Origin of the sequence: Streptococcus anginosus (assembly GCF_900636475.1) — a bacterium.
Classification (GTDB): Bacteria; Bacillota; Bacilli; order Lactobacillales; family Streptococcaceae; genus Streptococcus; species Streptococcus anginosus.
In genome coordinates this window covers 1,508,311-1,534,865 of record NZ_LR134283.1, presented here as the reverse complement: position 1 = coordinate 1,534,865, position 26,555 = coordinate 1,508,311, and the positions used below count along the sequence as shown (strand labels likewise).

27 protein-coding genes are annotated in these 26,555 nt (G+C 36.5%); 6 read left to right on the top strand and 21 right to left on the bottom strand.

The genetic code is table 11. The features are described from left to right. Positions 1-2 precede the first annotated feature (2 nt). Positions 3-536, top strand: coding sequence for a TetR/AcrR family transcriptional regulator (locus EL079_RS07580; protein ID WP_003031581.1), 534 nt, complete (start codon positions 3-5; stop codon positions 534-536). Between the two features lie 113 nt (positions 537-649). Here the strand turns inward: EL079_RS07580 and rpsD are convergent, their stop codons facing one another. The 9 genes from rpsD to apf form a co-directional block, all read right to left on the bottom strand. Beyond that, the gene (gene rpsD, locus EL079_RS07575; protein ID WP_003026749.1) at positions 650-1,261 is read right to left on the bottom strand and encodes a 30S ribosomal protein S4; all 612 of its coding nucleotides are present in this window, start codon (positions 1,259-1,261) and stop codon (positions 650-652) included. A gap of 205 nt (positions 1,262-1,466) precedes the next feature. Then, positions 1,467-2,096: an HAD family hydrolase gene (locus EL079_RS07570; RefSeq protein ID WP_003031545.1), complete on the bottom strand. Its 630-nt coding sequence runs from the start codon at positions 2,094-2,096 to the stop codon at positions 1,467-1,469. A gap of 57 nt (positions 2,097-2,153) precedes the next feature. Further along, a complete protein-coding gene (locus tag EL079_RS07565) occupies positions 2,154-2,426 on the bottom strand; it encodes a Veg family protein (RefSeq protein WP_003026751.1) in 273 nt (90 codons plus the stop codon). Between the two features lie 3 nt (positions 2,427-2,429). Next, complete coding sequence (gene dnaB, locus EL079_RS07560) at positions 2,430-3,782, bottom strand: replicative DNA helicase (RefSeq protein WP_003031564.1); 1,353 nt, start codon at positions 3,780-3,782, stop codon at positions 2,430-2,432. Between the two features lie 31 nt (positions 3,783-3,813). Continuing rightward, entirely contained in the window at positions 3,814-4,266 is a 453-nt protein-coding gene (gene rplI / locus EL079_RS07555; protein WP_018543661.1) for a 50S ribosomal protein L9, read from the bottom strand. Further along, a complete protein-coding gene (locus EL079_RS07550; protein WP_003031548.1) occupies positions 4,263-6,239 on the bottom strand; it encodes a DHH family phosphoesterase in 1,977 nt (658 codons plus the stop codon). Before EL079_RS07550 ends, rplI begins: the two co-directional genes overlap by 4 nt. Positions 6,240-6,491: 252 nt before the next feature. Further along, positions 6,492-8,408: a tRNA uridine-5-carboxymethylaminomethyl(34) synthesis enzyme MnmG gene (gene mnmG, locus EL079_RS07545; protein WP_003031558.1), complete on the bottom strand. Its 1,917-nt coding sequence runs from the start codon at positions 8,406-8,408 to the stop codon at positions 6,492-6,494. Between the two features lie 135 nt (positions 8,409-8,543). Continuing rightward, on the bottom strand, positions 8,544-9,689 hold the full coding sequence (gene mnmA, locus EL079_RS07540; RefSeq protein ID WP_255261350.1) for a tRNA 2-thiouridine(34) synthase MnmA: 1,146 nt from the start codon (positions 9,687-9,689) through the stop codon (positions 8,544-8,546). 335 nt (positions 9,690-10,024) lie between these two features. After that, the gene (gene apf, locus EL079_RS07535; RefSeq protein ID WP_018543660.1) at positions 10,025-10,546 is read right to left on the bottom strand and encodes an aggregation-promoting factor; all 522 of its coding nucleotides are present in this window, start codon (positions 10,544-10,546) and stop codon (positions 10,025-10,027) included. A 247-nt stretch (positions 10,547-10,793) separates the two neighbouring features. Here apf and sdaAB point away from each other — a divergent pair, with 247 nt between their 5' ends. From sdaAB to EL079_RS07520, 3 genes are read left to right on the top strand one after another with little or no spacing between them, the layout of a single operon-like run. Next, positions 10,794-11,465 carry an L-serine ammonia-lyase, iron-sulfur-dependent subunit beta gene (gene sdaAB / locus EL079_RS07530; protein ID WP_003031584.1) on the top strand — a complete coding sequence of 224 codons (672 nt, stop codon included), beginning with the start codon at positions 10,794-10,796 and terminating at the stop codon, positions 11,463-11,465. Between the two features lie 8 nt (positions 11,466-11,473). Then, on the top strand, positions 11,474-12,346 hold the full coding sequence (gene sdaAA / locus EL079_RS07525) for an L-serine ammonia-lyase, iron-sulfur-dependent, subunit alpha (RefSeq protein ID WP_003031553.1): 873 nt from the start codon (positions 11,474-11,476) through the stop codon (positions 12,344-12,346). 52 nt (positions 12,347-12,398) lie between these two features. Continuing rightward, positions 12,399-13,055, top strand: a complete 657-nt coding sequence (locus EL079_RS07520; protein ID WP_003031568.1) for an HAD hydrolase-like protein — start codon at positions 12,399-12,401, stop codon at positions 13,053-13,055. 137 nt (positions 13,056-13,192) lie between these two features. On the opposite strand, the gene EL079_RS07515 is transcribed toward EL079_RS07520, so the two are convergent. The 8 genes from EL079_RS07515 to yfmF form a co-directional block, all read right to left on the bottom strand. Continuing rightward, positions 13,193-13,813 carry a LysM peptidoglycan-binding domain-containing protein gene (locus EL079_RS07515; RefSeq protein WP_003031567.1) on the bottom strand — a complete coding sequence of 207 codons (621 nt, stop codon included), beginning with the start codon at positions 13,811-13,813 and terminating at the stop codon, positions 13,193-13,195. 156 nt (positions 13,814-13,969) lie between these two features. Next, positions 13,970-14,764: an energy-coupling factor transporter transmembrane component T family protein gene (locus tag EL079_RS07510; RefSeq protein ID WP_003031555.1), complete on the bottom strand. Its 795-nt coding sequence runs from the start codon at positions 14,762-14,764 to the stop codon at positions 13,970-13,972. Continuing rightward, positions 14,757-15,596 carry an energy-coupling factor transporter ATPase gene (locus tag EL079_RS07505; RefSeq protein WP_003031551.1) on the bottom strand — a complete coding sequence of 280 codons (840 nt, stop codon included), beginning with the start codon at positions 15,594-15,596 and terminating at the stop codon, positions 14,757-14,759. The genes EL079_RS07510 and EL079_RS07505 overlap by 8 nt, the downstream gene beginning before the upstream one ends. Then, on the bottom strand, positions 15,581-16,408 hold the full coding sequence (locus EL079_RS07500) for an energy-coupling factor ABC transporter ATP-binding protein (protein WP_003031577.1): 828 nt from the start codon (positions 16,406-16,408) through the stop codon (positions 15,581-15,583). Before EL079_RS07500 ends, EL079_RS07505 begins: the two co-directional genes overlap by 16 nt. Before the next feature lies 1 nt (position 16,409). Next, a complete protein-coding gene (gene pgsA / locus EL079_RS07495) occupies positions 16,410-16,949 on the bottom strand; it encodes a CDP-diacylglycerol--glycerol-3-phosphate 3-phosphatidyltransferase (RefSeq protein ID WP_003031585.1) in 540 nt (179 codons plus the stop codon). A 10-nt stretch (positions 16,950-16,959) separates the two neighbouring features. Beyond that, positions 16,960-17,781 carry a cytoskeleton protein RodZ gene (gene rodZ / locus EL079_RS07490; protein ID WP_003031547.1) on the bottom strand — a complete coding sequence of 274 codons (822 nt, stop codon included), beginning with the start codon at positions 17,779-17,781 and terminating at the stop codon, positions 16,960-16,962. Positions 17,782-17,839: 58 nt separating this feature from the next. Next, positions 17,840-19,135, bottom strand: coding sequence for an EF-P 5-aminopentanol modification-associated protein YfmH (gene yfmH / locus EL079_RS07485; RefSeq protein ID WP_003031544.1), 1,296 nt, complete (start codon positions 19,133-19,135; stop codon positions 17,840-17,842). Further along, positions 19,135-20,382: an EF-P 5-aminopentanol modification-associated protein YfmF gene (gene yfmF / locus EL079_RS07480; protein WP_018543659.1), complete on the bottom strand. Its 1,248-nt coding sequence runs from the start codon at positions 20,380-20,382 to the stop codon at positions 19,135-19,137. The genes yfmH and yfmF overlap by 1 nt, the downstream gene beginning before the upstream one ends. A gap of 175 nt (positions 20,383-20,557) precedes the next feature. On the opposite strand from yfmF, the gene yaaA reads away from it, so the two are divergent. Next, the gene (gene yaaA, locus EL079_RS07475) at positions 20,558-20,935 is read left to right on the top strand and encodes a S4 domain-containing protein YaaA (RefSeq protein ID WP_003031580.1); all 378 of its coding nucleotides are present in this window, start codon (positions 20,558-20,560) and stop codon (positions 20,933-20,935) included. A 1-nt stretch (position 20,936) separates the two neighbouring features. Beyond that, on the top strand, positions 20,937-22,034 hold the full coding sequence (gene recF, locus EL079_RS07470; protein WP_003031554.1) for a DNA replication/repair protein RecF: 1,098 nt from the start codon (positions 20,937-20,939) through the stop codon (positions 22,032-22,034). Positions 22,035-22,122: 88 nt separating this feature from the next. On the opposite strand, the gene guaB is transcribed toward recF, so the two are convergent. From guaB to EL079_RS07450, 4 genes are all read right to left on the bottom strand, one after another. Continuing rightward, positions 22,123-23,604, bottom strand: a complete 1,482-nt coding sequence (gene guaB / locus EL079_RS07465; protein WP_003030719.1) for an IMP dehydrogenase — start codon at positions 23,602-23,604, stop codon at positions 22,123-22,125. Positions 23,605-23,734: 130 nt separating this feature from the next. Beyond that, positions 23,735-24,760, bottom strand: a complete 1,026-nt coding sequence (gene trpS / locus EL079_RS07460) for a tryptophan--tRNA ligase (protein ID WP_003030728.1) — start codon at positions 24,758-24,760, stop codon at positions 23,735-23,737. A gap of 81 nt (positions 24,761-24,841) precedes the next feature. Further along, positions 24,842-25,837 carry a UDP-glucose 4-epimerase GalE gene (gene galE / locus EL079_RS07455; RefSeq protein ID WP_003030726.1) on the bottom strand — a complete coding sequence of 332 codons (996 nt, stop codon included), beginning with the start codon at positions 25,835-25,837 and terminating at the stop codon, positions 24,842-24,844. A gap of 20 nt (positions 25,838-25,857) precedes the next feature. Beyond that, positions 25,858-26,547 (bottom strand): triose-phosphate isomerase, encoded by a 690-nt coding sequence (locus EL079_RS07450; protein ID WP_018543658.1) that lies wholly within the window; start codon positions 26,545-26,547, stop codon positions 25,858-25,860. Between the last annotated feature and the right edge of the window lie 8 nt (positions 26,548-26,555).

The window sequence follows — 26,555 nt, the reverse complement described above, 5'->3', positions numbered from 1 at the left end:
AAATGGTAGAAAGTAACAAACGTCAAAAAACAAAAATGATTATTGAAAACGCTATGGTAGAGCTACTGGAACACGAATCATTCGACCAGATTAGCACTGTCAAGTTGACCAAGACTGCCGGCATTAGTCGCAGTAGTTTTTATACACACTACAAAGATAAATATGATATGATTGAGCATTATCAACAGAAACTTTTCCATAAGTTAGAATACATTTTTGAGAAGTATGCTCAAGACAAGCGTAGCGCGATTATAGAAGTTTTTGATTTTCTCACACGCGAATCCCTCCTTTCTGTTTTGTTAACAGAAAACGGAACAAAAGAAATTCAAACATTTTTACGCCATAAATTCCAAATCATGCTGGCTGAAGACCTACAAGAGCGCTTTAGTAGTAAACTACTAAGTCAAGTGGAGAAAGAATACAGCTATGTTTATCTCACAAATGCCTTTTTCGGTGTCTGTCAAATGTGGATTTCCAGAGGAAAAAAAGAAAGCCCCGAACAAATGGCAGATTTCCTTTTAAAAATGCTATATTAGAATATTTCTTATACCTTGCCCTAGTAGCACCCACAAGCTCTCTAGGGCTTTTCTTCGTAATCTTTACAACAAAAAAGAAGCTGGGGAAATCCCAACTTCTGATAATCCATCGATTAAAGTTGTTTGTTATAGTATTCAACGACAAGCGCTTCGTTGATTTCTGGGTTGATTTCATCGCGTTCTGGAAGGCGAGTCAATGAACCTTCTAATTTTTCAGCATCAAATGATACAAATGCTGGACGTCCAAGAGTTGCTTCAACCGCTTCAAGAATTGCAGGTACTTTAAGTGATTTTTCACGAACTGAAATCACTTGACCAACAGATACACGGTAGCTAGGAATATCTACACGTTTTCCGTCAACAAGGATATGACCGTGGTTTACGAATTGACGAGCTTGACGACGAGTAGTTGCAAGTCCAAGACGATAAACAACGTTATCCAAACGACGTTCCAAAAGAAGCATGAAGTTAAAACCAAGGATTCCGCCTTTGATTTTAGTTGCTTGTACGAACAAGTTACGGAATTGTTTTTCACCTACACCGTAAGTAAAACGAAGTTTTTGTTTTTCAGCCAATTGCAAACCGTATTCTGACAATTTGCTACGGTTGTTTGGTCCATGTTGACCTGGTACGTAGTTACGACGTGCCAATTCTTTACCTGTACCTGTAAGTGAAAGACCCAAACGACGAGCTTGTTTCCAAGATGGTCCTGTATAACGTGACATAAACATGTCCTCCTGTAAAAATAATAATTTGAGGAAATAGTCACTTAGAAAGCCCTGATTCGTGCAGAACATTTTCGCCTAAACAGCCAAGGCTACTTTTATAGCTAATATTCTGTTGACGAGCTTCATGCTCTCCTGCTGCTATTTCACACAAAAGCCATTATATCAAAAAAAAACCTATCTGTAAAGACGGATTTTTACCAGATTATTTCTTTCTATGAAAATAACCTTTCTTCTTCAACAATTCCTCTATCGCAATTATATTTTGCTGTTCAGATGTTGCTAAAATAGTTTCAAATCCTAGACTTTTAGCAGCATCTAAATTTATCTGTAAATCATCTATAAATACACATTGATTAGCATGCAATGCATATTGAGTTAGTAACTTTTGATAGATGCTTTTATCTGGCTTTGCACACCCTACTTCGTAAGAAAGGATTTTCCCAGTCAAAACTTTCGTCATCGGTAATAAACCTGCATTTTCAACTGCATAAAATATCTCACTTGTAGTAGACAAAATATAAATGCCATATCCCATCTGAGCCCATTCAAAAATTTTCTCTTGTAGCTGATGATAAACATCCACTGTCTCATACCAATGAGTAAAAATGGCTTCAACAGTAGCAGAGTAAGAACTATCTAGCAATGTTTGAGCCGCCTGAATGGCTGATTTCAAAGTTAATTGTCCAGTATCTGTCTGAGCCCAAAGTCCCGAATCAAAAATAGCAGCCTCGACGCGCTTACGGTCTTCTTCTTTTACAAAAGCAGCTAAAATCTTAGCAGGGTTCCATTCAATTAAAACATTGCCAAAATCAAAAACTAGATTTTTAATCATTTTTCACTCCAGCCACATCAATCAAAGCAGTTTTTCGCCATTAAAACCTATTTATTCTTAATCCAAATAACGAATGAGATTTTTCTCTGTTAAAATATCTGAATAAGTATAAGATTCGACATAAGTGTTTTCAATCTCACCTGGTTGACCTCCATTACTTGTATATTCAACGATAAACAAAGAAGGATAAACTTCAATCAAGCGCCCTTGCTTATTTTTTTGACGTTTACGGCCATTTTCAAGAGTCATTTCTACCATTTTGCCCTCATGGGCTTTGATTTCTTCTTTAATTTTTCTCATTTTTGCAACATCTGTAAATGCATCACTCATTATCTATTCCTCTCTCTTAGAAATACTTGAAAACTTATTGTATTCTTTTTGAAAAATCAATTCTACCGTACCACGCGCACCGCTACGGTTCTTTTCGATAATCACTTCAACCTTGTTGTTTGGAAGCCCTTCAGGTTCTTCACCACCGCGTTCATAATAATCATCACGGTAAAGAAAAGCTACAATATCTGCATCCTGCTCAATTGAACCAGACTCACGAATATCTGATAAAACAGGCCGTTTGTCTTGGCGTTGCTCCACGCTCCGTGATAATTGGCTCAATGCAATAACTGGCACTTTCAGCTCTTTTGCTAAAATCTTTAATTGACGAGAAATTTCCGAAACCTCCTGCTGACGATTCTCTCGACCAGTCCCTGTAATCAACTGCAAGTAGTCAATCAAGATCAATCCAAGATTTCCTGTTTCTTGCGCTAATTTTCGAGCACGTGAACGAATCTCTGTAATCCGAATTCCTGGTGTATCGTCAATATAAATACTAGCTTCTGCTAGATTTCCTTGTGCAATTGCATACTTCCTCCATTCCTCCTCCGTCAATTGCCCTGTACGGATTGAATGCGATTCAATTAACCCCTCTGCTGCCAGCATTCGGTCTACTAGGCTTTCTGCCCCCATTTCTAAAGAAAAGATAGCGACTGTTTTATCTAGCTTTGTTCCAATATTTTGAGCAATATTGAGAGCAAAAGCTGTTTTACCAACCGCTGGACGAGCTGCCACGATGATTAACTCTTCTTCATGCAAACCCGTAGTCATGTGATCTAAGTCTTGATAACCTGTCGCAATCCCTGTAATATCAGAAGTTTGCTGAGACCGCGTTTCCAAGCTACCAAAGTTAAGATTCAAAATCTCTTTAATATTTTTAAAGCCGCTTCGACTAGCATTTTCACTAACATCGATCAGCGCTTTTTCAGCCCCAGCAATGATTTCATCTGCAGGACTGGCACCATCATAAGCTAGATTGATAGAGTCTGTCAGCCGCGCAATCAACCGGCGCAAAACAGCTTTTTCTGCTACAATCTTAGCATAATATTCAGCATTAGCAGAAGTCGGTACTGAGTTGACCACTTCAACCAAGTAAGACAAGCCACCAATATTTTGCAAATCACCCTGACTGTCTAAAATATTACGAACAGTTGTCGCATCAATGGCATCGCCTCGATCTGCCAAGTCAATCATCGCTTTAAAAATTAACCGATTGGCATATTTAAAGAAGTCAGTTGGCTCGATATATTCACGAACAAACACCAGCTTACTTTCATCAATAAAAATCGCACCTAAAACAGATTGCTCTGCTAAAATATCCTGCGGTTGTGCTCGCAATTCATCAATATCTGCCATAAGACCTCCTCTCTCAAAAAATATTCTTCAATTAACCTTCTTTTACATGTAAGTTAATCACACTCGTCACATCTTGATAAATTTTCACTGGCACATCAATCAAACCAACAGAGCGAATAGGACTCTTGACTTGAATCAATCGTTTATCAAGCTTAATTCCAAATTGCTTTTGTAATTCTTCAGCAATTTTTTTACTGGTAATAGAACCAAAAGTCCGTCCATCTGGTCCCACTTTTTCAGTAAATTCGACAATTGTACTTTCTGCTTCCAACTTTTCCTTAATGGCTTGCGCTTCAGCTAGCATTTCAGCGTGTGCTTTTTCTTCCGATTTTTGTTTTCCGCGAAGCTCGCCGATAGCTGCTGCAGTCGCCTCTTTTGCAAGATTTTTCTTAATCAGAAAATTCTGTGCATAGCCAGTAGGCACTTCTTTAATTTCACCTTTTTTTCCTTTACCTTTTACATCTGCTAAAAAGATTACTTTCATTCTTCTAACTCCTTATCTTTTAGTACTTCACGAACAATAATTTCATTCAGGCTATGAACCACCTGAGCAATTGTCTGGTCAGGAATTTGCGCTGCCGCCAAATTAAAATGACCGCCGCCGCCCAGTTCTTCCATGATACGTTGGACATTGATTTTACTACGACTACGAGCAGATATCGATATACTATTTTGTTTGTTTTTGCTGACAACAAAACTAGCTTCAATCCCTGACATAGCTAACATAGCATCTGCTGCTTTACTGATAACAACTGTATCATAGCATTTTTCTTCTGCTCCGGTAGCAACGAGTACATTTGGCAAGATTTTCTTACCATTTAAAATTAGCTCATTCACTTCACGGTACTCATCAAAATCCGTTGCTGAAATATCTTGAATAGCCACACTATCACTTCCGCGCGTGCGTAAATAGCTCGCCACATCAAACGTCCGACTGGTTACACGAGAAGAAAACTTCTTCGTATCCAGCATAATCCCAGCCATCAACACACTAGCCTGCATTTTACTCAAGCGTTTTGTCTTAGAATTTTGGAATTGAATCAACTCTGTTACCAATTCACAGGCACTGCTTGCTCCACTTTCGATATAAGTGATAACAGCATTTTCCGGAAAATCTTGATCTCTTCTGTGGTGATCAATGACAATAATTTGGTTAAACAAATCATAAAATTCTTTTGATAAAGTCAGAGCTGTTTTTGAATGATCCACCATAATCAACAGAGAACGATTGGTCACCATTGTCATCGCATCAGCGACCGAAAGAAGATTAGTCTCCCCTTCATCCTGCAGTCTGCGAACTGCTCGATCAATATCCGCAGCCATTTGATGTGGATCATAAACAGCATAAGTCTGATCAATAATATTACTAGCAAATACTTGCATTCCCACAGCAGAACCAAGCGCATCCATATCCAAATTTTTGTGCCCAACTACAAAAACTTGGTCCACACTTTTAATCTTATCCGAAATAGCAGTCATCATAGCTCGCGTGCGAGTACGTGTCCGTTTCACCGATGCAGCTGAGCCACCACCAAAGTAAACAGGATTCTTTGACTCATCATTTTCTTTGACAACAGCCTGATCACCACCACGAACTTCAGCAAGATTCAAGTTTAAGAGAGCCACTTTACCAATTTGCTCATGATTACTATCACCATAAGAGAAGCCCATACTCAATGTGAGAGGAATTTCCCGCTTTTTAGCTTCTTCTCTAAACTGATCAATAACTGCAAACTTATTTTGCATTAACCGATCTAACACCGTGTAGTCCGTAAAAATATAGAAACGATCCATTCCCACACGACGAGAAAACATAGCATATTTTTCTGCAAATTCAGAGACAAAATTTGCGATAAAACTATTAATGTGGCTAATGTCTGAATCTGAGACAACATCCTCTAAATCATCATAATTATCGACTGAAATAATACCAATAACTGGTCTCGTCGTTACTAATTCTGAAGTTGCCTCATACTCACTTGAAGCATCAAAAAAGTAAAATACACTTGAAGCATGATCTAAGTAGACCGAATATTTTGTATCCCCAATTGTTGCATACGACCCAGCACCCTCAGATGGTGTTTTGGTAATTTTTTGCAGTAAATCCACATCAAATTCACCGTCTTCATTGGTAAGAATCAACTCTGCGTAAGGATTAAACCATTCTACATTTCCAGATGTTTGATCAACTTTTACAACACCAACCGGCATTCTTTCAAGCAATGACGCCAAACTATTTTCTGCTTGGTCATTCACATACTGGATTTGTTCCACTTCATCAATTTCATAACTTTTTTGTTGGTAAATTAATAGAAAAATCAAAAGAGCAAGCACCAAAAAAAGTGCAGATAACATCAGAATGCTGCTACCAAAAACTCGTAATAAAATAGCTAAAATTCCAAAGGAAATAACGCCCATGATTACAAAATGAATTGGAGTAAAACGAAATTTTTTCATCACAAACCTCTTAACCGCCATTTTACCACAAAAGCTCTAAAAAAGCGAGTTTTCCCTTATTAAAACAAGCCAAATAATACTGTCAAACATTAGAAAAAATTAAATCTTCCTGCATCCCTTTGATTACTTTACAAAACAGAATACCTGATTTTCCCATTAAATTAGCTTTATTTCTCTGGTAGTTTACAGCTTTGTCAAGTATTATTGACGAAAAAACACTTGCTCAGAAATGTGAACAATCATCTTCATCATTTATTTTTTTGCTTTTTCTTGATTTTTTGAGATACTTCGTGATTTACCTTCCAAATAAACCATCAAAATCGAAATATCCGCTGGATTGACACCTGAAATCCGACTAGCTTGACCAATTGTTTCTGGGTTTATTTTCTTAAATTTCTGACGAGCTTCTGTCGCAATGGAATCAATATCATCCCAGTCAATGTTTGCTGGTATCCGTTTTTCTTCCATTCGTTTCATCTTCTCAACCTGATCCAACGCCTTAGAAATATAGCCTTCATATTTGACTTCAGTCTCAATCAATTCGATTATCTTTTCATCTAAATCTTCAGCTGCTGAACCGACAAACTTGACAACATCTTGATATGAAACTTCTGGTCGACGCAAAAATTCTTTCGCTGTAACTGCGTCTGTCAATGGTTTAAAGCCTAATTTTTCAACCATTTCATTCGTTTCTTTAATTGGCTTTAATTTAATAGTGCTCAAGCGCTTCATTTCAGTTTCATATTGATTCTTCTTAATTTCAAAACGCAGCCAGCGCTCATCATCAACCAATCCTACCCTGCGTCCAATTTCAGTCAATCGCATATCCGCATTATCGTGTCGTAAAATGAGACGATATTCAGCACGGCTTGTCAAAAGACGATACGGCTCCACCGTTCCCTTGGTGACCAAGTCATCAATCATGACCCCAATATAACCATCACTGCGTTTCAAAATCAGTTCTGGCTTTCCTTGAACTTTCAGAGCTGCATTGATTCCTGCGATAATGCCCTGTCCCGCTGCTTCTTCATAACCAGATGTCCCATTCGTTTGCCCAGCTGTAAACAAACCTGAGATTTTCTTAGTTTCTAGAGTAGCGCGAAGCTGATGTGGCATAATCATATCATATTCAATCGCATAGCCAGTTCGCATCAATTCAGCATTTTCAAGGCCCTTAATAGAATGCACTAAGTCTTTTTGAACATCTTCTGGCAAACTCGTTGACAACCCCTGAATATAAACTTCTTCCGTATCTCGACCTTCTGGCTCCAAGAAAAGTTGGTGGCGCTCTTTATCTGCAAAACGAACAATTTTGTCTTCAATTGACGGGCAGTAACGTGGTCCTACACCTTTCACCATTCCTGAAAACATTGGTGCACGGTAAAGGTTGTTTTGAATAATTTCATGACTTCTTCCATTAGTATAAGTCAACCAACAAGGAATCTGATCTTTAAGATAATCCTCATCGTGAGAAGTATAGGAAAAGTGGTTCGCTTTTTCGTCTCCAGGCTGAATATCCGTTTCTTCATAATTGATAGAAGAGGCTTTCACACGTGGTGGAGTCCCTGTTTTAAAACGCCCAATTTCAAACCCTAAATCACGTAAATTGTCTGCTAAGTTAATTGCAGCTAAACTATGATTAGGACCAGAAGAATACTTCAAATCTCCAATAATAATTTCTCCACGCAGAGCTGTACCGGTTGTTACGACAACTACCTGTGCAGCAAACTCTTGATGTGTAGCTGTTTTCACACCAACAACTTTCCCGTTCTCAACTAGAATCTCATCTATAATAGTTTGACGCAAAGTGAGATTTTCTTGATGTTGAACCGTCTTGCGCATTTCTTTAGAATAAAGTTCCTTATCTGCTTGGGCACGAAGAGCACGAACCGCTGGACCTTTCCCAGTATTGAGCATCTTCATTTGAATATAAGTTTTATCTATATTCTTAGCCATCTCTCCACCTAGAGCATCCACTTCGCGGACAACGATCCCCTTAGCAGATCCTCCAATAGACGGATTACAAGGCATAAAAGCTAGCATTTCAATATTGATTGTCGCAAGCAAAACTTTACAGCCCATCCGGCTTGCTGCTAACGAAGCCTCAACACCCGCATGCCCTGCACCAATTACGACAATATCATAACTTTCAGTAAAATTGTGTGTCATCTTTTCTTTCCTTATTTTTTCACCAAAAAAGTCAAACCTCTAGAAGTGCAGGACAAAAAGCCTGCAACATCCATGAGCTTTGACCATCATAGTTATTGCTATATCCATTTTAGCAGATTGCTAAAAAATGTCAATCTAAATATACTGTTGAAGTTTACCATCTTTATAGGCATTGTCAATCAAGCCACCACCAAGACACTCTTCTTCATCATAAAATACAACGGCTTGTCCAGGTGTAATAGCACGTTGAGGTTCTGCAAAGTTGACAATTGCCTTGTCACCCTTTACAGTTACTGTAACCTTAGAATCTGGCTGACGATAACGGAACTTAGCTGTACATTCCATAGTAAATTCAGCTGGCATTTTTCTTGTAAAATGTACTTGACTAGCGTCAAGGCTCGTTGACATCAAGTTGCCATGGTAAAAACCTTGACCAACATAAAGAATATTTTGACTAAGATCCTTACCCACTACAAACCAAGGTTCATTATCCCCGCCATGCTGACCACCAATGCCAAGGCCACCACGCTGACCAATTGTATAATACATCAAACCAGCATGCTCACCCATATCTCGACCATCAACTGTCATCATGCGACCAGGTTGAGCTGGTAAATAATTTCCCAGAAATTCTTTAAAGTTTTTCTCACCAATAAAGCAGATGCCGGTTGAATCTTTTTTCTTAGCAGTAGCCAATCCTGCTTTCTCTGCAATAGCTCGAACTTCAGACTTTTCTAAATGTCCCAACGGAAACATCGTTTTTTGCAGCTGCTCTTGTGATAACTGACTAAGGAAATAAGTCTGATCTTTGCCATTATCCACTCCTCGCAGCATATGAACAATTCCGTCTTCATCGCGCTTTACACGCGCATAGTGACCTGTTGCCACATAGTCCGCTCCCAATGTCATAGCATAGTCCAAAAAAGCTTTAAACTTAATTTCTTTGTTACACATGACATCTGGATTCGGGGTTCTACCAGCTCGATATTCAGCTAAGAAATATTCAAAAACGCGATCCCAATACTCTTTTTCAAAGTTGACAGAGTAGTAAGGAATTCCAATCTGATCGGCCACAGCTGCTACGTCTTTATAGTCCTCTGTAGCTGTACAGACCCCATTTTCGTCTGTGTCGTCCCAATTTTTCATGAAAATACCGATCACGTCATAGCCCTGCTCCTTTAACAAAAGAGCCGTAACTGACGAATCCACACCGCCACTCATTCCGACAACGACACGTGTTTTAGAATGATCACTCATCGTGTTCTCCCATCTTTTCGTTATTTCACGATTGAAGGTCGTGTTTTGCTTTCAACGATTGAAGGTCGCTTAGAGCAAGGTTTATTATAACACGAAATAACCTTAAGAACAAATTTCAATAACCAGATAGCAATAACTTTACACTGCTGTAAACTAAAAATTCAGTGGATGAACTATTAAATCAGTGAATGAAACAATAGAGATCCTATCAAAAGGCCGAATCTAGTGAGCGACTTTGTAGCTTCTATCTATAATCTGAAAATGGTACTTTTAGCCGTAAACTACTATATTAAAGCCTTACTCTCATCACAAAAGAGGCTGGGACATTTTGTCCCAACCTCAATCATTTTTTGTATTCATCAATACCAGCCATTTGCTAACCAGAAAGTCTTTGCAGCTGACCAAGAACCATAACGACCTGCTACATAAGCGTCTGCTACTTTTTCTTGATTTTCTGCTGATAAGTCACCATTTAAGTAAGATAAACTCAATTGGTAACGACCATAATATTGTCCATTTTGTGCTGTGTAACTACCACTTGATTCTTTTTGTGCAATCCATTCTTTTGCTGCTGCATCTTCAGCACTCAGACCAGATGTAGTAGTTGTAGAATTGCTTGATGCCGTAGTAGTTGTAGCGGTGTCACCTAACTCCAATACCTGCCCAACACTAATCAGATGAATATTGCTAATTTTATTCTTCTGAGCAATTTTATCAACTGTTGTATTATGTGATGCAGCAATAGCTGAAAGTGTATCTCCAGATTTCACTGTATAACTATCCGCGTTTGCAAGTATAGGAAGAAAGAACAGCGCTGTTGCTGCTAAGCTCATTAAACCTACTTTCATTTTTTTATTTGTATTCTTTAAATTCAAAATCATTTAAATTCTCCTTTTCTGTGATAGAACTATCATATACCTTAATTATTACTATTGTTTTTACCTTTCATTAAAAATATTACAGGCAAATTGAAGAGAGACTAAAATTCACCCTATATTTCTTTGCTTTAAGGTTACTATAAGAAAAGTGACCTTAAAGATGGTCTAGAATTTATATCACATCTATTTTATCAAACAAAAAATACTGAATTTTGATATAATGAAGCTAATGAACTTATAAGGAATTACAATGAACTCACTAAAATTTCAATCTGTTTTTGATATTATTGGTCCTGTTATGATTGGTCCATCTAGTAGTCATACAGCAGGTGCTGTTCGTATTGGAAAAATTGTTTCATCAATTTTTGATGACGAGCCAACAGAAGTTGAATTCCAACTATTTAATTCTTTTGCGAAAACTTATCGTGGACATGGTACGGACTTGGCTCTTGTAGCTGGGATTCTCGGAATGGATACAGATGATCCTGGTATTCCAAATAGTCTAGAAATTGCTCATAAAAGAGGGATTAAAATTGTCTGGACGATTCAAAAAGATAGCAATGCTCCACATCCAAACACAGCTAAAATTACCATTAAAAATGAGCAAAAAGCGATTAGTGTTACTGGTATTTCCATTGGTGGTGGAAATATTCAAGTGACTGAATTAAATGGTTTTTCTGTTTCGCTCAGCATGAATACCCCGACAATTATTATCGTCCATCAGGATGTTCCTGGAATGATTGCTCATGTTACTGAAGCACTTTCTCGTTATAACATCAATATCGCACAGATGAATGTCACAAGAGAAAAAGCAGGTGAAAAAGCTATTATGATCATTGAAATTGACAGTCGCAGCTGTGAAGGAGCTATTGAGGAAATCAGGAAAATTCCTAAACTTCATAATGTCAATTTCTTTAAATAGGAGAGTTTATGTTTTATTCAATCAAAGAATTAGTGGAGCAAGCAGATTTAGACTTTCAGGGTAGTGTTGCCGAACTGATGATTGCTACTGAATACGAACTGACAGGTCGTGAACGAGATGAAGTCTTACGCTTGATGACTAGAAATCTAGAAGTTATGAAAGCTTCTGTCGTTATGGGATTAGATGAAAGTAAATCTCGGAGTGGTTTAACAGGTGGCGATGCAGCCAAACTCCACAAATATATTCAATCAGGAAAAGCTCTTTCGGACTATACTGTCTTAACGGCAGCAAAAAATGCTATTGCTGTCAATGAATACAATGCTAAAATGGGGTTGGTCTGTGCAACACCAACAGCAGGAAGTGCTGGTTGTTTACCCGCTGTCCTTACATCTGCTATCGAAAAATTAAATCTTACTGAAAAACAACAACTAGACTTTTTATTAACAGCTGGAGCTTTCGGTCTAGTCATCGCTAATAATGCTTCTATTTCAGGAGCTGAAGGTGGTTGTCAAGCAGAAGTTGGATCAGCGTCAGCCATGAGTGCAGCAGCTCTTGTTTTAGCAGCAGGTGGTACCCCATTTCAAGCCAGCCAAGCAATTTGTTTTGTGATTAAGAATATGCTTGGATTAATCTGTGACCCCGTTGCAGGTCTAGTAGAAGTTCCCTGTGTCAAACGAAATGCCATGGGAGCTAGCTACGCTTTCATTGCCGCTGATATAGCTTTAGCAGGTATTGAATCAAAAATTCCCGTTGACGAAGTAGTTGACGCTATGTATCAAGTTGGAGCAAGTATGCCGACTGCCTTTCGTGAGACTGCTGAAGGTGGATTGGCAGCTACACCTACTGGTCGTAGATTATCCAAAGAAATTTTTGGAGAATAACTTTCTACGCAAAAGGAAAAAGTTTACAGCCCTGTAAACATGAATTTAGACTATGCAAAATTTTAAATATATTTTTTTCGACTTAGATGGAACACTTGTTGACAGTTCTGTAGGAATCAAGAATGCTTTCCAATACGCATTCACTTCACTAAATATCAAAGCCCCTGATAGCAAAGAGCTGGATACTTTCATTGGACCACCTTTAGAAGTTAGTTTCGCTTCTGTAGTGCCAGAGACCAATGTCAATCAAGCTATTGCTTTCTTTAGAGAATACTATAAAAATAACGGTGTTTTTGAAGCTCAACTTTACAAGGGTATAAAAGAACTGTTGTTAGAATTAGAACATTCGGATTACCATGTCTATATTACCACTAGTAAAAATGAACCAATGGCCCATAAAATAGCACAATACCTAGAAATTGATAAACATTTCAATGGTATCTTCGGCTCTCTTCCAAATTCTTATCATAAAGCAGATGTTATAACTCGTGCTTTAAATAATTCTCATGCTAATCTTGAACAATCTATCATTGTTGGGGATACAAAATTTGATATAATTGGTGGAAAATCAGTCGGAATTGCTACTTTAGGAGTTCTGTGGGGATTTGGAAACAAGAAAGAATTAACTGACAATGAGGCAGATTTTATCTCAGATTCGCCTCAGAAAATTTTAACAGCTTTGGTAAATAATACTTTACATGAATTGTAAACCATATTTACAATATACAATCAAAGATTCTAAAACAAACAACTATGTTTGCTAAGTCAATCACCCATAGCAAAAGACGAATCATTTTTTACTCAATGGTTCGTCTTTTTGTTTACTCATTTATCATAAAATTTTGCTTAATAGTTCCAAGCTGAAAGACCTTGAGCATTATAAGCACGGTAAGCAGCTTGAATCTGATCATCTACTGTTGCTGTTGAACCCCAACCTGGCATAGTTTGGAAAAGACCACTAGCCCCCGATGGGTTATAAGCATTTACTTGTCCGTTTGACTCGCGAGCAATAATATGCTCCCAAGTTGATGCTGGGACACCTGTCAATTCTGCCATACGAGCAGCCGCATAAGATCCCGTAGCACCAGCAGTATTTCCATTAGGAAGAACAACATTTGAAGAAGTGCTTGCTGTAGCTGGTTGCGAATAAGTAGTAGAAGCAGCAGGTGCGTTATATGTCACATCTTCATAAGTTACAGCTTCTTCTGTTGTAGTTTCTGTTGAAACTTCTGAATTTTTCTCTTCATCAAGTTCTAAAATTTGCCCAACTTTAATCAAGTCAGGATTTTCAATTCTATTGAGCTCAACAATTTTTTCAACTGATGTATTTTTTTCTTTAGCGATTTCTGATAAAGTATCACCTGATTTAACAGTATAAGATTCAGCACTTGCAATAGCTCCTGTTGCAAAAAAAGCAACTGCCGTAAAAAGTCCTGATAAAGTCCATTTCATTGATTTTGTATTCATGTATATATCAATTTCTCCTTTTTTCGTATAATACTATATTACACATAAAATATTACTATAATCTTATAATTGTATTACAAAGATTACAGAAATATTGATTTTATACGCAAAAAACGCCCTTCAAGACGTTTTTTAGCTAACAATAATATAAGTTTTTTAACTTTTTAAGAAAGATAACATCAAACCTAAGGCAAACATAATAAAAATAGAAAGGGTATCTGCTTTTTTCCATCTCAATTGACGATAACGACTTCTTCCTACACCACCTTGATAGCCTCTCGCTTCCATAGCAGTCGCCAAAGCATCTGCACGTTTAAAGCTAGAAGCAAATAACGGAATTAAAATAGGGATAATTGATTTTACTTTTTGAACAATATTTCCTTCACCAAAATCAACCCCACGCGCCCTTTGAGCATTCATAATCCGTGTCGTATCATCCATCAAAGTAGGAACGAAACGTAAACTCATTGATAACATCAACCCTATTTCATGAACGGGCACTTTTAATGCTGCTAAAGGCTGCAATAATGATTCAACTGCGTCTGCCAAACTAAGTGGCATTGTTGTTAAAGTTAATAGGGTAGAAAAAATAATAATCAAAAGAAAACGACTAAAAATGATACCCGCCTGAACCAGACCTACTTCAGTAATTCTAATAAAGCCAAATTGAAATAAAGTCGTGCCACCAGATGTAAAAAGTAGTTGAAACAAAGTAGTAAAAGCAATCAAAAAGACCATAGATCTTAATCCTTTAAGGAAAAAGCCTAAAGGAATTTTGGAAAGTCCAACTAATAACATTGTAAAAACGAATAATAGTCCATTGGTTACAATATTATTTGCCAAAAAAATAATTAAAATAAAGAAAAACATTGACAAAAGTTTGCTGCGAGGATCTAGTCGATGAATGATTGAATTTCCTGAAACATATCGCCCCAAAATCATACTATCCATGTAGTAACTCCTTAAATTCTTCTATGGTGATAGGTAAATATGGAAGAGTTAGCCCTCTATTTTTTAATTCTTGTGCAAATTTTGTAATTTTAGGAACTCCTAGTTGAATACTTTCCATAAATGCTACAGCTTGAAAAACTTGCCGAGGCTTTCCGCTTTTGACTAATCTTCCTTTTTCCATCACATAGACGGTGTCTGCAAAATTAGCGACATCATCCATCAAATGCGTTACCAAAACAATGGTCATTCCTGCTTCATGTAATCGCTTAAATAAACTCATCAACTCTTTTCGTCCAGCAGGATCTAAACCTGCCGTTGGCTCATCCAATACAAGAATATCTGGTTCCATGGCTAGAATACCAGCTATGGCTACTCGACGCATTTGTCCCCCAGACAGTTCAAATGGGCTATGTTCAAATAATTCTTCTGAAATTCCAACAAGAGTTAATTTTTCACGTGCTACACGTTCAGCGTCTTCCTTTGATACTCCAAAATTTTGTGGACCGAAAGCAACATCTTTTAAAACGGTCTCATCAAAAATCTGACTTTCAGCAAATTGAAAAACCAATCCTACCTTTTTACGTACTTGTTTAATATCTTTATTTACAGATGTGGAAGTAATTTTGACATCATCAATTACGACACTTCCTTCAGTTGGCACTAAAAGCCCATTCAGCAATTGTAAAATAGTTGATTTTCCACTACCTGTATGACCAACCAAAGCAGTATATGAGCCATCTTTTATTTCTAAATTGACTTCAAAAAGGGCAGGACTCTCAAAAGGAGTGCCTGCTTGATAAGTATAACTTACATTTTCTAAAGTGATTCCCATAAATAATCCTGCAATTCTTTTTCTGTTAAATAGCGATCTGGCAATTGAAAGCCTGAGTCCAGCAAAGTTGCTTTTACTTGATTTGTAAAAGGTTCATCTAAACCTAAATCTTCTAAATCCACTCGTGAGAAAAGCTCACTTGGTGTACTAGTTGACTCTACTTGTCCTTCTTTCATCACCAAAACTCGGTCACTAAGAGCCACCTCATCCAAATCATGCGTGATAGAAATAACAGTCATTCCATGTCGATCTTTAATCTTTTTAACTGTCTGGATCAACTCTAAACGCCCTTCCGGATCCAACATACTAGTTGCTTCATCTAAAATAATGATGTCAGGACGCAAAGCAACCACACCAGCAATAGCCACGCGCTGCTTTTGCCCACCTGAAAGTCTTGCAGGTTCACGCTCTTTAAAATCTTGCATTCCAACAATGTCTAATGCTTCTTGAACTCTGTCAAACATCGTTTGGTAATCCATCCCTTGATTTTCCAAACCAAAGGCAACATCATCCTCAACAGTCGCCCCTACAAATTGATTATCTGGATTTTGAAAAACCATCCCAATATGCTGGCGCTTTTCCCATACATTTTCAAGAGTTAATTTATCCCCATCAATGATAATCTCGCCACTTTCTGCTTCCAACAAGCCATCTATTAAACGAATCATCGTAGACTTACCACTGCCATTGTGACCTACAATAGACAGCCACTCTCCTTGTTTCACGTGAAACGTCACATCCTTGAGAATATAATCATCTACATGATTATCGTATTTATACTTTAAATGCTGAACTTCAATGATATTTTTCATATTATTTAAATGTATCTTTAAAGAGATAGGCACTTCCTTTGAAGTAGTCATAACCCGAATAAATCGTAAAAATCAATGCAATATATAACAAAATTTGTCCTAGCAATGTCCAGTGTAATAGTAGAAAAATAATAGAAAACATCTGCGTAAATGTTTTTATTTTCCCTGGCATAGCAGCAGCTAAGACTGTCCCTCCAGTTTCAACCAACAATAGCCGCAAACCTGTCACAGCTAACTCACGGCAGATGATAACTGCAACAACCCAAGCAGGTGCTATATTCATTTCAATCAACATAATAAAAGCTGACATGACCAATAACTTATCTGCCATTGGATCAGCAAATTTCCCAAAATTTGTTACAACTTTCCATTTACGAGCTAAATAGCCGTCCAAGTAATCTGTAATACTAGCTACTGCAAAAATAATCGCTGCAAAGACGTGCATTCCAACAGAGTGACCCAAGGATAGTATTAAAATAAAAATTGGAATTAAAGCAATCCGTAAAAGAGTTAAAGCATTGGGAATATTTTCTTTTTTCATTTTCTTTTCCTTAATCGTTTATTATAAGTGTAATTGTACCTGTCAAACTTGTCAAGCCTGACGTATCAATCTGTTGATTATCAATTGTAATGGTCACACCTTGAACCACACCAAGAGTAATTGTTGAAGCGGTCCCTGGAGAGATTGTAGTTGACACACTTTGATTCTCAGGACTTAATGTTGCACCACCTTCTAAGTCTGTACCTGTAACGCTTACCCAACTAGTTGCATCAGTAACTGATAGTTTTAAATTGACAGAGCTTGTTGCACCTGTCAAGGTTGCTGTCAAGTTGTTGCTATTTCCTGATACAGTCAAATTTGTATTTGGACTTCTAGAAGATTCACTAGAAGTTGCCTCACTAGTCGAATTAGAAGAAGTGGTTGTCTGTTTGTTTACAACACTATAACTTGATGAAGGAGTGGTTGTTAATGAGTTATGGTGAACGTATGTCCAAACATAATAACTAACAAAAGATAAAATAGCTAATGCAAGAATCGTCAGATAAAATAATGGTAAAAAAGAAGTTCGTTGTTTTTTTGTTCTTCGACTTCTAAAATTCTCTTCCTCATCAACATCCACTTCATCATAAGTAATCATGCTTCCTTCTTCATAAGCATCAAGAATAATTCGCTCATCTAAATCAACAGCCCAAGCATATTTTCTTAGAAAAGAACGAGCATAGAAGGGACTGGGAAGACGATCAAAATCATCAGCCTCCATAGCTTCCAGTAGCTCTAACTGAATATCTGTTTTCTTTTGTAAATCTTCCAAGCTCATTCCTTGATTAATACGAGCTAACCTCAGGACTTCACCGATTGTTTTCTTTCTCATGCACACTAGCCTTCTTTCTATTAAACACTATTTTACCAAATTTCACCAAAACATGAAATCATTTTGGAAAAATAGTGAAATCAATCATTTCACAAGAATCAATAAAATAATGTCCTATTTCAATCACATCAACTAAACTGATTGTCTGTAATATTTTTGGTAAATCAAATAGATTATCCCCTTCTGAAAAGGTTTCGTATTGAGTGGCAATATATTCTAATGAGTTCAGTCCATGTAAAAAATTGCCAAACATTTCACTTTTTATAATATCAAGATGCTCTTCTGTTACATCAGGGTCTTTTTCAAAACCACGAATCGCAGAACGAAATTGGTGAGACAGAGCAACTGGCTCACTAGTATCCATTGTTAACATCACAAAGTGAAAATCTTTTTCTACTTCAACTTCTAACGATAATGAGTTGTCTATTTTTCCAGCCTCATAAAGCGTTTGAAATCTTTTAGATGTCCAACCAAACATCATTGCAAATAGCAGTTTTAAAGCAGTCTTATAACGAAATAAATCAGCTCCCACTAGTGATTGACTCCCACGTAATCCGATTGCAAGTTTAGAACTTGCCACTTCCATTCGAACACTCCCAGTAGAAATAACAGGATTTAACGCAAGGGGAAAATGTCTAATCAAACTTTCTTCATCAATCCCCTTCAAAGATTCGTGTTGTTCCTGAATAACAGCAATGGTCTTTTCTAAGTCAAAATTACCAATCAGCAGTAAACTCATATTAGATGGATGGTAAAAGGTTTCAAAGTTTTCATCCAAATCCTCAACGGTTATTTCTGTAACTGATTCAATGCTTCCTGCAATATCTTCTGCCAATGGAGTGTCTGGATAAAGATTTGCTAAAGTGTGAAAAAACAGGCAATAATCTGGATTGTCTTTGTACATATCAATTTCTTGCTGGATAATTCCCTGTTCACGTTGAACGGATTCTTCTGTGAAATAAGCATTTTCTAGTAAACTTTGCAACAATCTCACATTTTCTAAAACATTGCCCGTCGCCGAAAAAAGATAACTGGTCTTAGTAAAACTTGTAAAGGCATTGCTCTCAGCACTTAATTCAACAAATTGTTGTAAAAGATCTTGACCATTTTCATCCTCAAATAATTTATGTTCCAAAAAATGTGCAACTCCTGCAGGATATTGAACAGCTTGATTAGAACCACGTGGAATAAAATAAGTATCAATTGAGCCAAACTTTGCTGTCATAATCCCATAAGTTTCATTGAAATCTCGTTTGGGTAAAAGAAATACTTTTAGACCATTTCGTAAAGTAGTCTGATAGACTGCTTCTCCAACTGCTGGATAATCCTTCCTCTCCATTTTTAAAGTTTGCATTATTTTCCTTCCATAAAATAAATTGCTTGTAGCCTGAGTTGTGTTGCAGCAACAATGATATCTTCTCGGCTGACTGCTTCTAAAGCATTTAGCCAAACAGCAATTGGCATAAATGTTTTCTGCAAAACAGATGCCATATAAGCTTGTTCTATCAACGTATTTTGCCTATCTAAAGAAAGGAGCATCGCATTTCGTAGCATTTTTTTGGTCTGATTTAACGCCTCATCAGTAAAATGTCCTTTTTTTAAATCTGCAATTTGTCGATAAATTAAACTCACTGTTTTTGTTCGATTTTTCCTATCAATTCCAGCATAAATACGCATCATACCCGAAAAAATATCAATACTACTTGAAATTGTATAAGCTAGACCCTCTTTTTCCCGAACATTAACAAATAATTTTGAATGAGCAAAGCCACCTAAAAGTCCGTTTAATACAATAAGAGGAATATGAGTCTTATCACCATATTGAGTAGAAAAATGATATCCTAATTCAACAATAGATTGATGAGCATCTTTTCGCTCCAATGATTCTTTTAAAATATTCGAAAATTCTTGATGATAATGCAATTGTAAACTAAGTTGACGAGGCTGTAAACCAAAGGTTTTCATATGTTCACAGACTTCAAGCTCATTAAAATCACCCATAAAAAAGATATCAATTTTATCATTTTGAAGCATTTTTTGAAAAATAGCAAAACTACTTTCTGGTGTTTCCTTGTCAACTAAGTCTGGCGTAGCTAAACGAGACGTTTGCATTTCCTTTTCTGTATAAAATAATTTATTCAGCTCTTGATGTGCGTGATAAAAATGATCTTCAATTTCAGTTTTTAAATCATTGAGTACATTCTTTTTTTCAATTTCAAAAACAGCCTGATTAAAAGCCCCTCCATTCGCTAAAGGTTTTAACAAGCTATCCTTTAAAAAATCAAGTATCTCTCCTGTCAGTGTATTTTTTCGACTTAAAAACGCATCGCTAACAAAAGAGATATTTAAATCCACGTAATGTATTAGTCCTCTGCGTGATAATCCCGTTGAAAAGTTGGTACCATAAAGAGTTGCTAATCGTTCACGAAAAATCTGCGAAGTTGGATATACTTCATTAGCTGTTTCAAGCATACTTGCAACCAGCACGCGCCCCGCTATCGTATCCGTAGACATCGGAGCTGAAAACCTCATTTTTATTCGATTCGTTTTAAATTTTTTTGATGTTATAAAATGGAGATCTACTCCAGAAACCAGCTCCATAGTGGCCCTCATGTTCTTTTAATATTGACTTCTATTATATCACGAAACGACTCCTAATTTCTCCTTCAAGCTTTATTCTTTCAACTTAAAACGTTTTCTTAATGGTGTGATTGTGATAATTCTAATATCATCTTTTCATCTAATTATGATATAATGACAAAGATCGAGGTGAATTATGAAATATAAATTATTTGATGACTACATCACCCTACAAGCTTTATTAAAAGAAGTCGGAATCATTCAAAGTGGTGGTGCTATTAAAAGTTTTCTTCAAGAAAATCAAGTTTATTTTAATGGAGAGCTCGAAACTCGCCGCGGAAAGAAAATTCGCATTGGCGATACTATTACTCTCCCAAATCAAAAATTAGAAATACTGCTGACTGCACCAAATGAAGAGGAAAGGGGGGAGCATGAAAAAGAGCTTTTAGAAAAAAGACGAGTTGCCACCCTTGTAAAAGAAATGAACAAAAATATCAAAAAAAGTAAATCGACAACAAGTCTGAGAACCAATAAATCGGATAAAAAGGCTCCTATCCGCTTCCCAGGTATTTAATATGTGGTTAAAAAAGTTACAAATTCAACATTTTCGTAATTATGAAGCAACTGAAATAGATTTTCATTCTGGTCTCAATATTTTTCTAGGCCAAAATGCTCAAGGAAAAACAAATATCTTGGAAGCCATCTATTTTCTTGCATTGACACGAAGTCATCGAACTCGTTCAGACAAAGATTTAATTTATTTCTCCAAAGATACCCTGAAAATATCTGGACAACTTGTCAAGCAAACTGGAAATATTTCTTTGGAAATCGACTTGACACCTAAAGGAAGAATTACAAAAGTTAATCATCTAAAACAAAGCAAACTATCTGATTATGTTGGAAATATGAATGTTGTTTTATTTGCTCCAGAAGATTTACAGTTGATTAAAGGAGCTCCAGCCCTTAGACGAAAATTTATTGATATAGAATTGGGGCAAATTAAACCAATCTATTTATCTGATTTATCACATTACCACCATGTCTTAAAACAAAGAAATACTTATTTAAAAACAGCAAAAACAATGGATGAGACTTTTTTAGCAGTTTTAGATGATCAACTAGTAGAGTTTGGTTGTCGTGTTATGCAGCATAGGATAGAATTTCTCAAAAAATTAGAGCACTTTGGTCAACAAAAGCATTTGGAACTCTCAAGTCATTTAGAAAACTTAACCATTAAGTACTGCTCTTCTGTTCCACTTTCAGATTCCAATAAGTTAAAAGAATCTTTCCAAATTGCATTAAAGCAAAGCCGTAGTAGAGATTTATTTAAAAAAAATACTGGAGTTGGTCCCCATCGAGATGATATTGCTTTTTATATCAATGACATGAATGCCAATTTTGGTAGTCAAGGACAACATCGAAGCGTGGTTTTATCTCTCAAACTGGCAGAAATTGAGCTCATGGAAACTATTACTAAAGAAAAACCAATTCTTCTACTTGACGATGTTATGAGTGAACTTGACAATAGTCGTCAACTTAATTTACTTGAAACTATTTCTCAAAATATCCAAACATTTATGACAACAACAACTCTAGAACATCTACAAAATATGCCTTCTAATATTAAAATTTTCTCAATTCATGAAGGACATCTAACTGAAGACAAGGTGTAAATTAGATATTAACACGCTTTACACGTTTGTAAAGTGTGTTAATTATAAAAGCTCTGCATTATCTGCTGCAGAGCTTTTATAATAGATCTTATTGTACAGAATAGTTTGGAGCTTCATTCGTAATTTGAACATCATGAGGGTGGCTTTCTTTCAAACCAGCTCCACTCATTTCAATAAATTGAGCTTTGTCATGTAGCTCTTGGAGATTGGCTGCTCCACAATATCCCATACCAGAACGAACTCCTCCAATCATTTGGAAAACAATATCTGCTGCTGCACCTTTATAAGCTACACGACCTTCAATTCCTTCCGGTACCAATTTATTTGCTTCATTAACAGAACCTTGGAAATAACGATCGCTTGACCCTTTCTTCATAGCTGCAATCGAACCCATTCCGCGATAAGTTTTAAACTTACGACCCTGGAAAATTTCCGTTTCACCTGGCGCCTCATCTGTACCAGCAAACATTGAACCGAGCATGACCGCATTTCCTCCCGCAGCCAGTGCCTTCACAATATCTCCTGAATACTGAATACCTCCGTCTGCAATAATTGTTTTCCCGTATTCACGCGCAACTTGTGCAGCATCATAAATTGCCGTCACTTGAGGTACACCAACTCCAGCAATGACACGAGTGGTACAAATTGAACCTGGACCGATTCCGACTTTCACAACATCAACTCCAGCATCGTATAACGCACGTGCACCTTCTGCAGTAGCAATATTTCCTGCAATCAACGTTCGTTCTGGAAAATGTTCACGAATCTCAGCAATCTTCCGAAGTACTCCCGCTGAATGTCCATGTGCTGTATCAATGACAATAGCATCTGCACCTGCTTCAAATAAAGCTTCTGCACGCTCAAATGTATCAGAAGTAACTCCTACTGCACCAGCAACCAAAAGACGACCATATTCATCTTTAGCTGCATTTGGAAATTCAATTACTTTTTCAATATCTTTAATTGTAATCAGACCAGATAAACGACCGTAGTCATCAACCAATGGTAATTTTTCAATGCGATGCTCATGAAGTATCCGCTCTGCCGTTTCAAGATCTGTCCCAACAGGAGCAGTTACTAGATTTTTACTCGTCATATGCGCTGAGATAGGTTGATTATAATCCGTAATAAATCGCATATCACGATTTGTAATAATCCCAACTAATTTGCGATTTTCAAGCGTTTCAACAACAGGAACACCACTGATACGATAACGTTCCATCAACTCTTCTGCATCTGATACCGTATGAGTTGGAGTCAAGAAGAATGGATCAATGATAACTCCATTTTCTGATCGTTTAACTTTCCGAATTTCATCCGCTTGTTGCTCAATAGACATATTTTTGTGAATAACACCAAGACCTCCAGCACGAGCAATAGCAATGGCCATTTTACTTTCTGTAACAGTATCCATTGCTGCGGTGATAATTGGAATATTGAGTGTCAAATTTTCAGCCAATTTTGTTTGTAAATTCGCATCATTTGGCAAAACATGACTCTCTGCAGGAATGAGTAATACATCATCAAAAGTAAAACCTTTTTTCAAAAATTTAGTGTCCCAGTTAGACATCCACAAATTCCTCTTTTCTTTATTGATTGAGCACAGCTCGTATTTATTGTTAATATGATACCATTCTATCTGTATTTGTCAATCACTATTATCTAAAAAACCATCACTTTTAGTGACAGCCTTTCTTAATTTATTTGAAATAATTAATTCCCATAGCAGATTTTACATCAGAAAGGGTCTGACTAGCTACTTGACGTGCTTTTTCGCTACCTTTTTGTAGCATAGTGTAGACTGCTCCCATATCTTTTGAAAATTCAACACGACGTTCACGAATAGGACCTAATTCGCGCTCTAAAATTTCTAATAAATAGCGTTTTGTTTTCACATCTCCCAGTCCACCTCGTTGATAGTGTTCCTTCATGGCTGTAATTTTTCGCGCATCTTCTGGACGACCAAACACATCTAAATAATGGAAAACCATATTGCCTTCTATTTTACCAGGATCTTCAATCTTGATATGGTCAGGATCAGTATACATGCTCATCACTTTCTTTTGTAAAGTATCCATATCATCAGATAAATAGATGCCATTATTTAAAGATTTAGACATTTTTGCATTCCCGTCAAGCCCCGGCAAACGTCCTGCTGCTTCATTTTGAGGATAAATGCCCTCAGGCTCTACCAAGACATCACAATTATAGGTATGGTTAAAAGAACGTACAATTTCACGAGTTTGTTCAATCATTGGTTTCTGATCATTTCCTACTGGAACATAATTCGCTTTAAAAGCAGTAATATCTGCTGCTTGTGCAATTGGATAAACTAAAAAACCAGTTGGAATACTTTCACCGAATCCTTTTTGGGCAATTTCTGACTTGACAGTTGGGTTACGTTCCAAACGCGCTAATGACACCAAATTCATATAATACATTGACAACTCCGACAACTCAGGAATTTGACTTTGAATAAAAATGGTTGTCTTTTCAGGATCTAATCCAGCAGCTAAATAGTCTAATGCCACATTCCCGATTGACTCCACAATTGTCTTAGGATCCTTAGCGTGATCCGTCAAAGCTTGTTGATCAGCTAAAAATACAAATAATTCATATTTCCCTTCATCTTGCAATAAAACACGATTTCGCAAACTTCCTACATAATGACCAATATGTAACTTCCCTGTTGGACGATCTCCTGTTAAAATAATAGGTTTTGACATCACATTCTCCTTGAATTTTCTTGATAATATTATACCATTTTCAAGAAAAAAGTGTAGAAACTATTTCTACACTTCTAAAAATTATTCGACAATGGAATTGCCAGCTTTCACACGCCAATTATAATCAGATAATATAATATCTTTCAAAGAATAATATGCTTGCCAATTTAAAAATTCTCTTACTTTAGCAGTATCTGCTAACACACTTGCTGGATCACCGACACGACGTGCGACAATTTCATGAGGAATTTTTTTCTGTAAAATTTGCTCTGCAGTATTGTATATCTCCTTGACAGTGTAACCATGTTCAGTTCCTAGATTGAAAATCTGTGACGTTGACGAATCTGTAAACAAATAGTCAAATCCCTTTACATGTGCCTGAGCTAAATCTAAAACATGAATATAATCACGGATGCATGAACCATCTCTCGTTTCATAATCATCGCCAAAAATTTTTAAAGCATCATTTTGTCCTAGAGCCGTTTTATTAATATTAGGGATGATATGTGTCGGATTTTTAACTCTCAAACCATTTGAAGCATCCATAGCAGCACCAGCAACATTAAAATAACGAAAAATAACATATTTCCAATTATAACGATTGGCCATCCAATAAATCATACGTTCTCCCATCAGTTTTGTCTCTGCATAAGGATTTACTGGATTTAATAGCGTATCCTCATTTGCTGGTTTATCCATACAATTATTTCCATAAACTGAAGCTGTAGAAGAAAATATAATTTTATCAATTCCTACTTCTGATAATACTTTTAACACCTGATTCATACCTGCTACATTTGCCGAAAAATATTTACTGGGATTTTCAATACTTTCACTAACGACTATTTCACCCGCACAATGTAGTACAGCATCAATTTTATAAGATTGTAAATAAGCTTTTAATGCAGACTCATCATAAACATCCAGTTCTTTAAAGCGTGCTCTTACATCCACCGCATCCCTGACACCTGATGCTAGATTATCCAAAACATGCACATCATAATCAGCATCTAAAAGTGCCTTTACAGTATGAGAGCCAATATATCCAGCTCCACCTGTTACTAAAATTGATTTCATTTTTTCTCCCTCTTATCTTTTTACATCAATACAAGAGTATCTTTTAGTAAGTATTGGTGTGTTTCAACCAAGCTTTCAATTCTATCTCCAATAAGAATCCCATCAAATCCAATAGTTAAAATCTGTTCAATATCTTCACGGTTTACACCACCACCAAAAATCAACTGATATGTAAACCCAAACTTTACACTTAAATTATCCAAATAATCTTTTAAATCTTGAAAACTTTCTTCAACATCTATAAAGGAATAATCTTTTTTTCCTTTTAATGTTGCACTCAATATTTCGTAAGCTACAATAATATGTTTATCCTGAAGATCTAGATCATCTAAATATGTTGCGCATTCAAAAATAGGATTTTCATGATTTCCTACACAAATAATAGGAATAATATCTTTCTGTAAAGCATTGTCAATCTTTGAGCGAATCATTCTTGTTGTTTCATTTAAATACTTTTGCCTTTCTAAATGACCTACAAAAGCATAATTTATATTGTAATGTTTTAAATGTTGAGGCGATAAATCACCTACATTTCTTCCTTTAATTGACAAATTTTGAACTGCAATGTCAAAATGATATACATTATAATCCGGTATGATAGGAGCAATAATCAATTGATGTTGTTTGCTCATTGGTTGATTGAACTTCTCTAACAATTCTAATTGTTGCTTGATTGACATCTGATTTTTAAAATTAAAAACAACTAACACTTTACGCC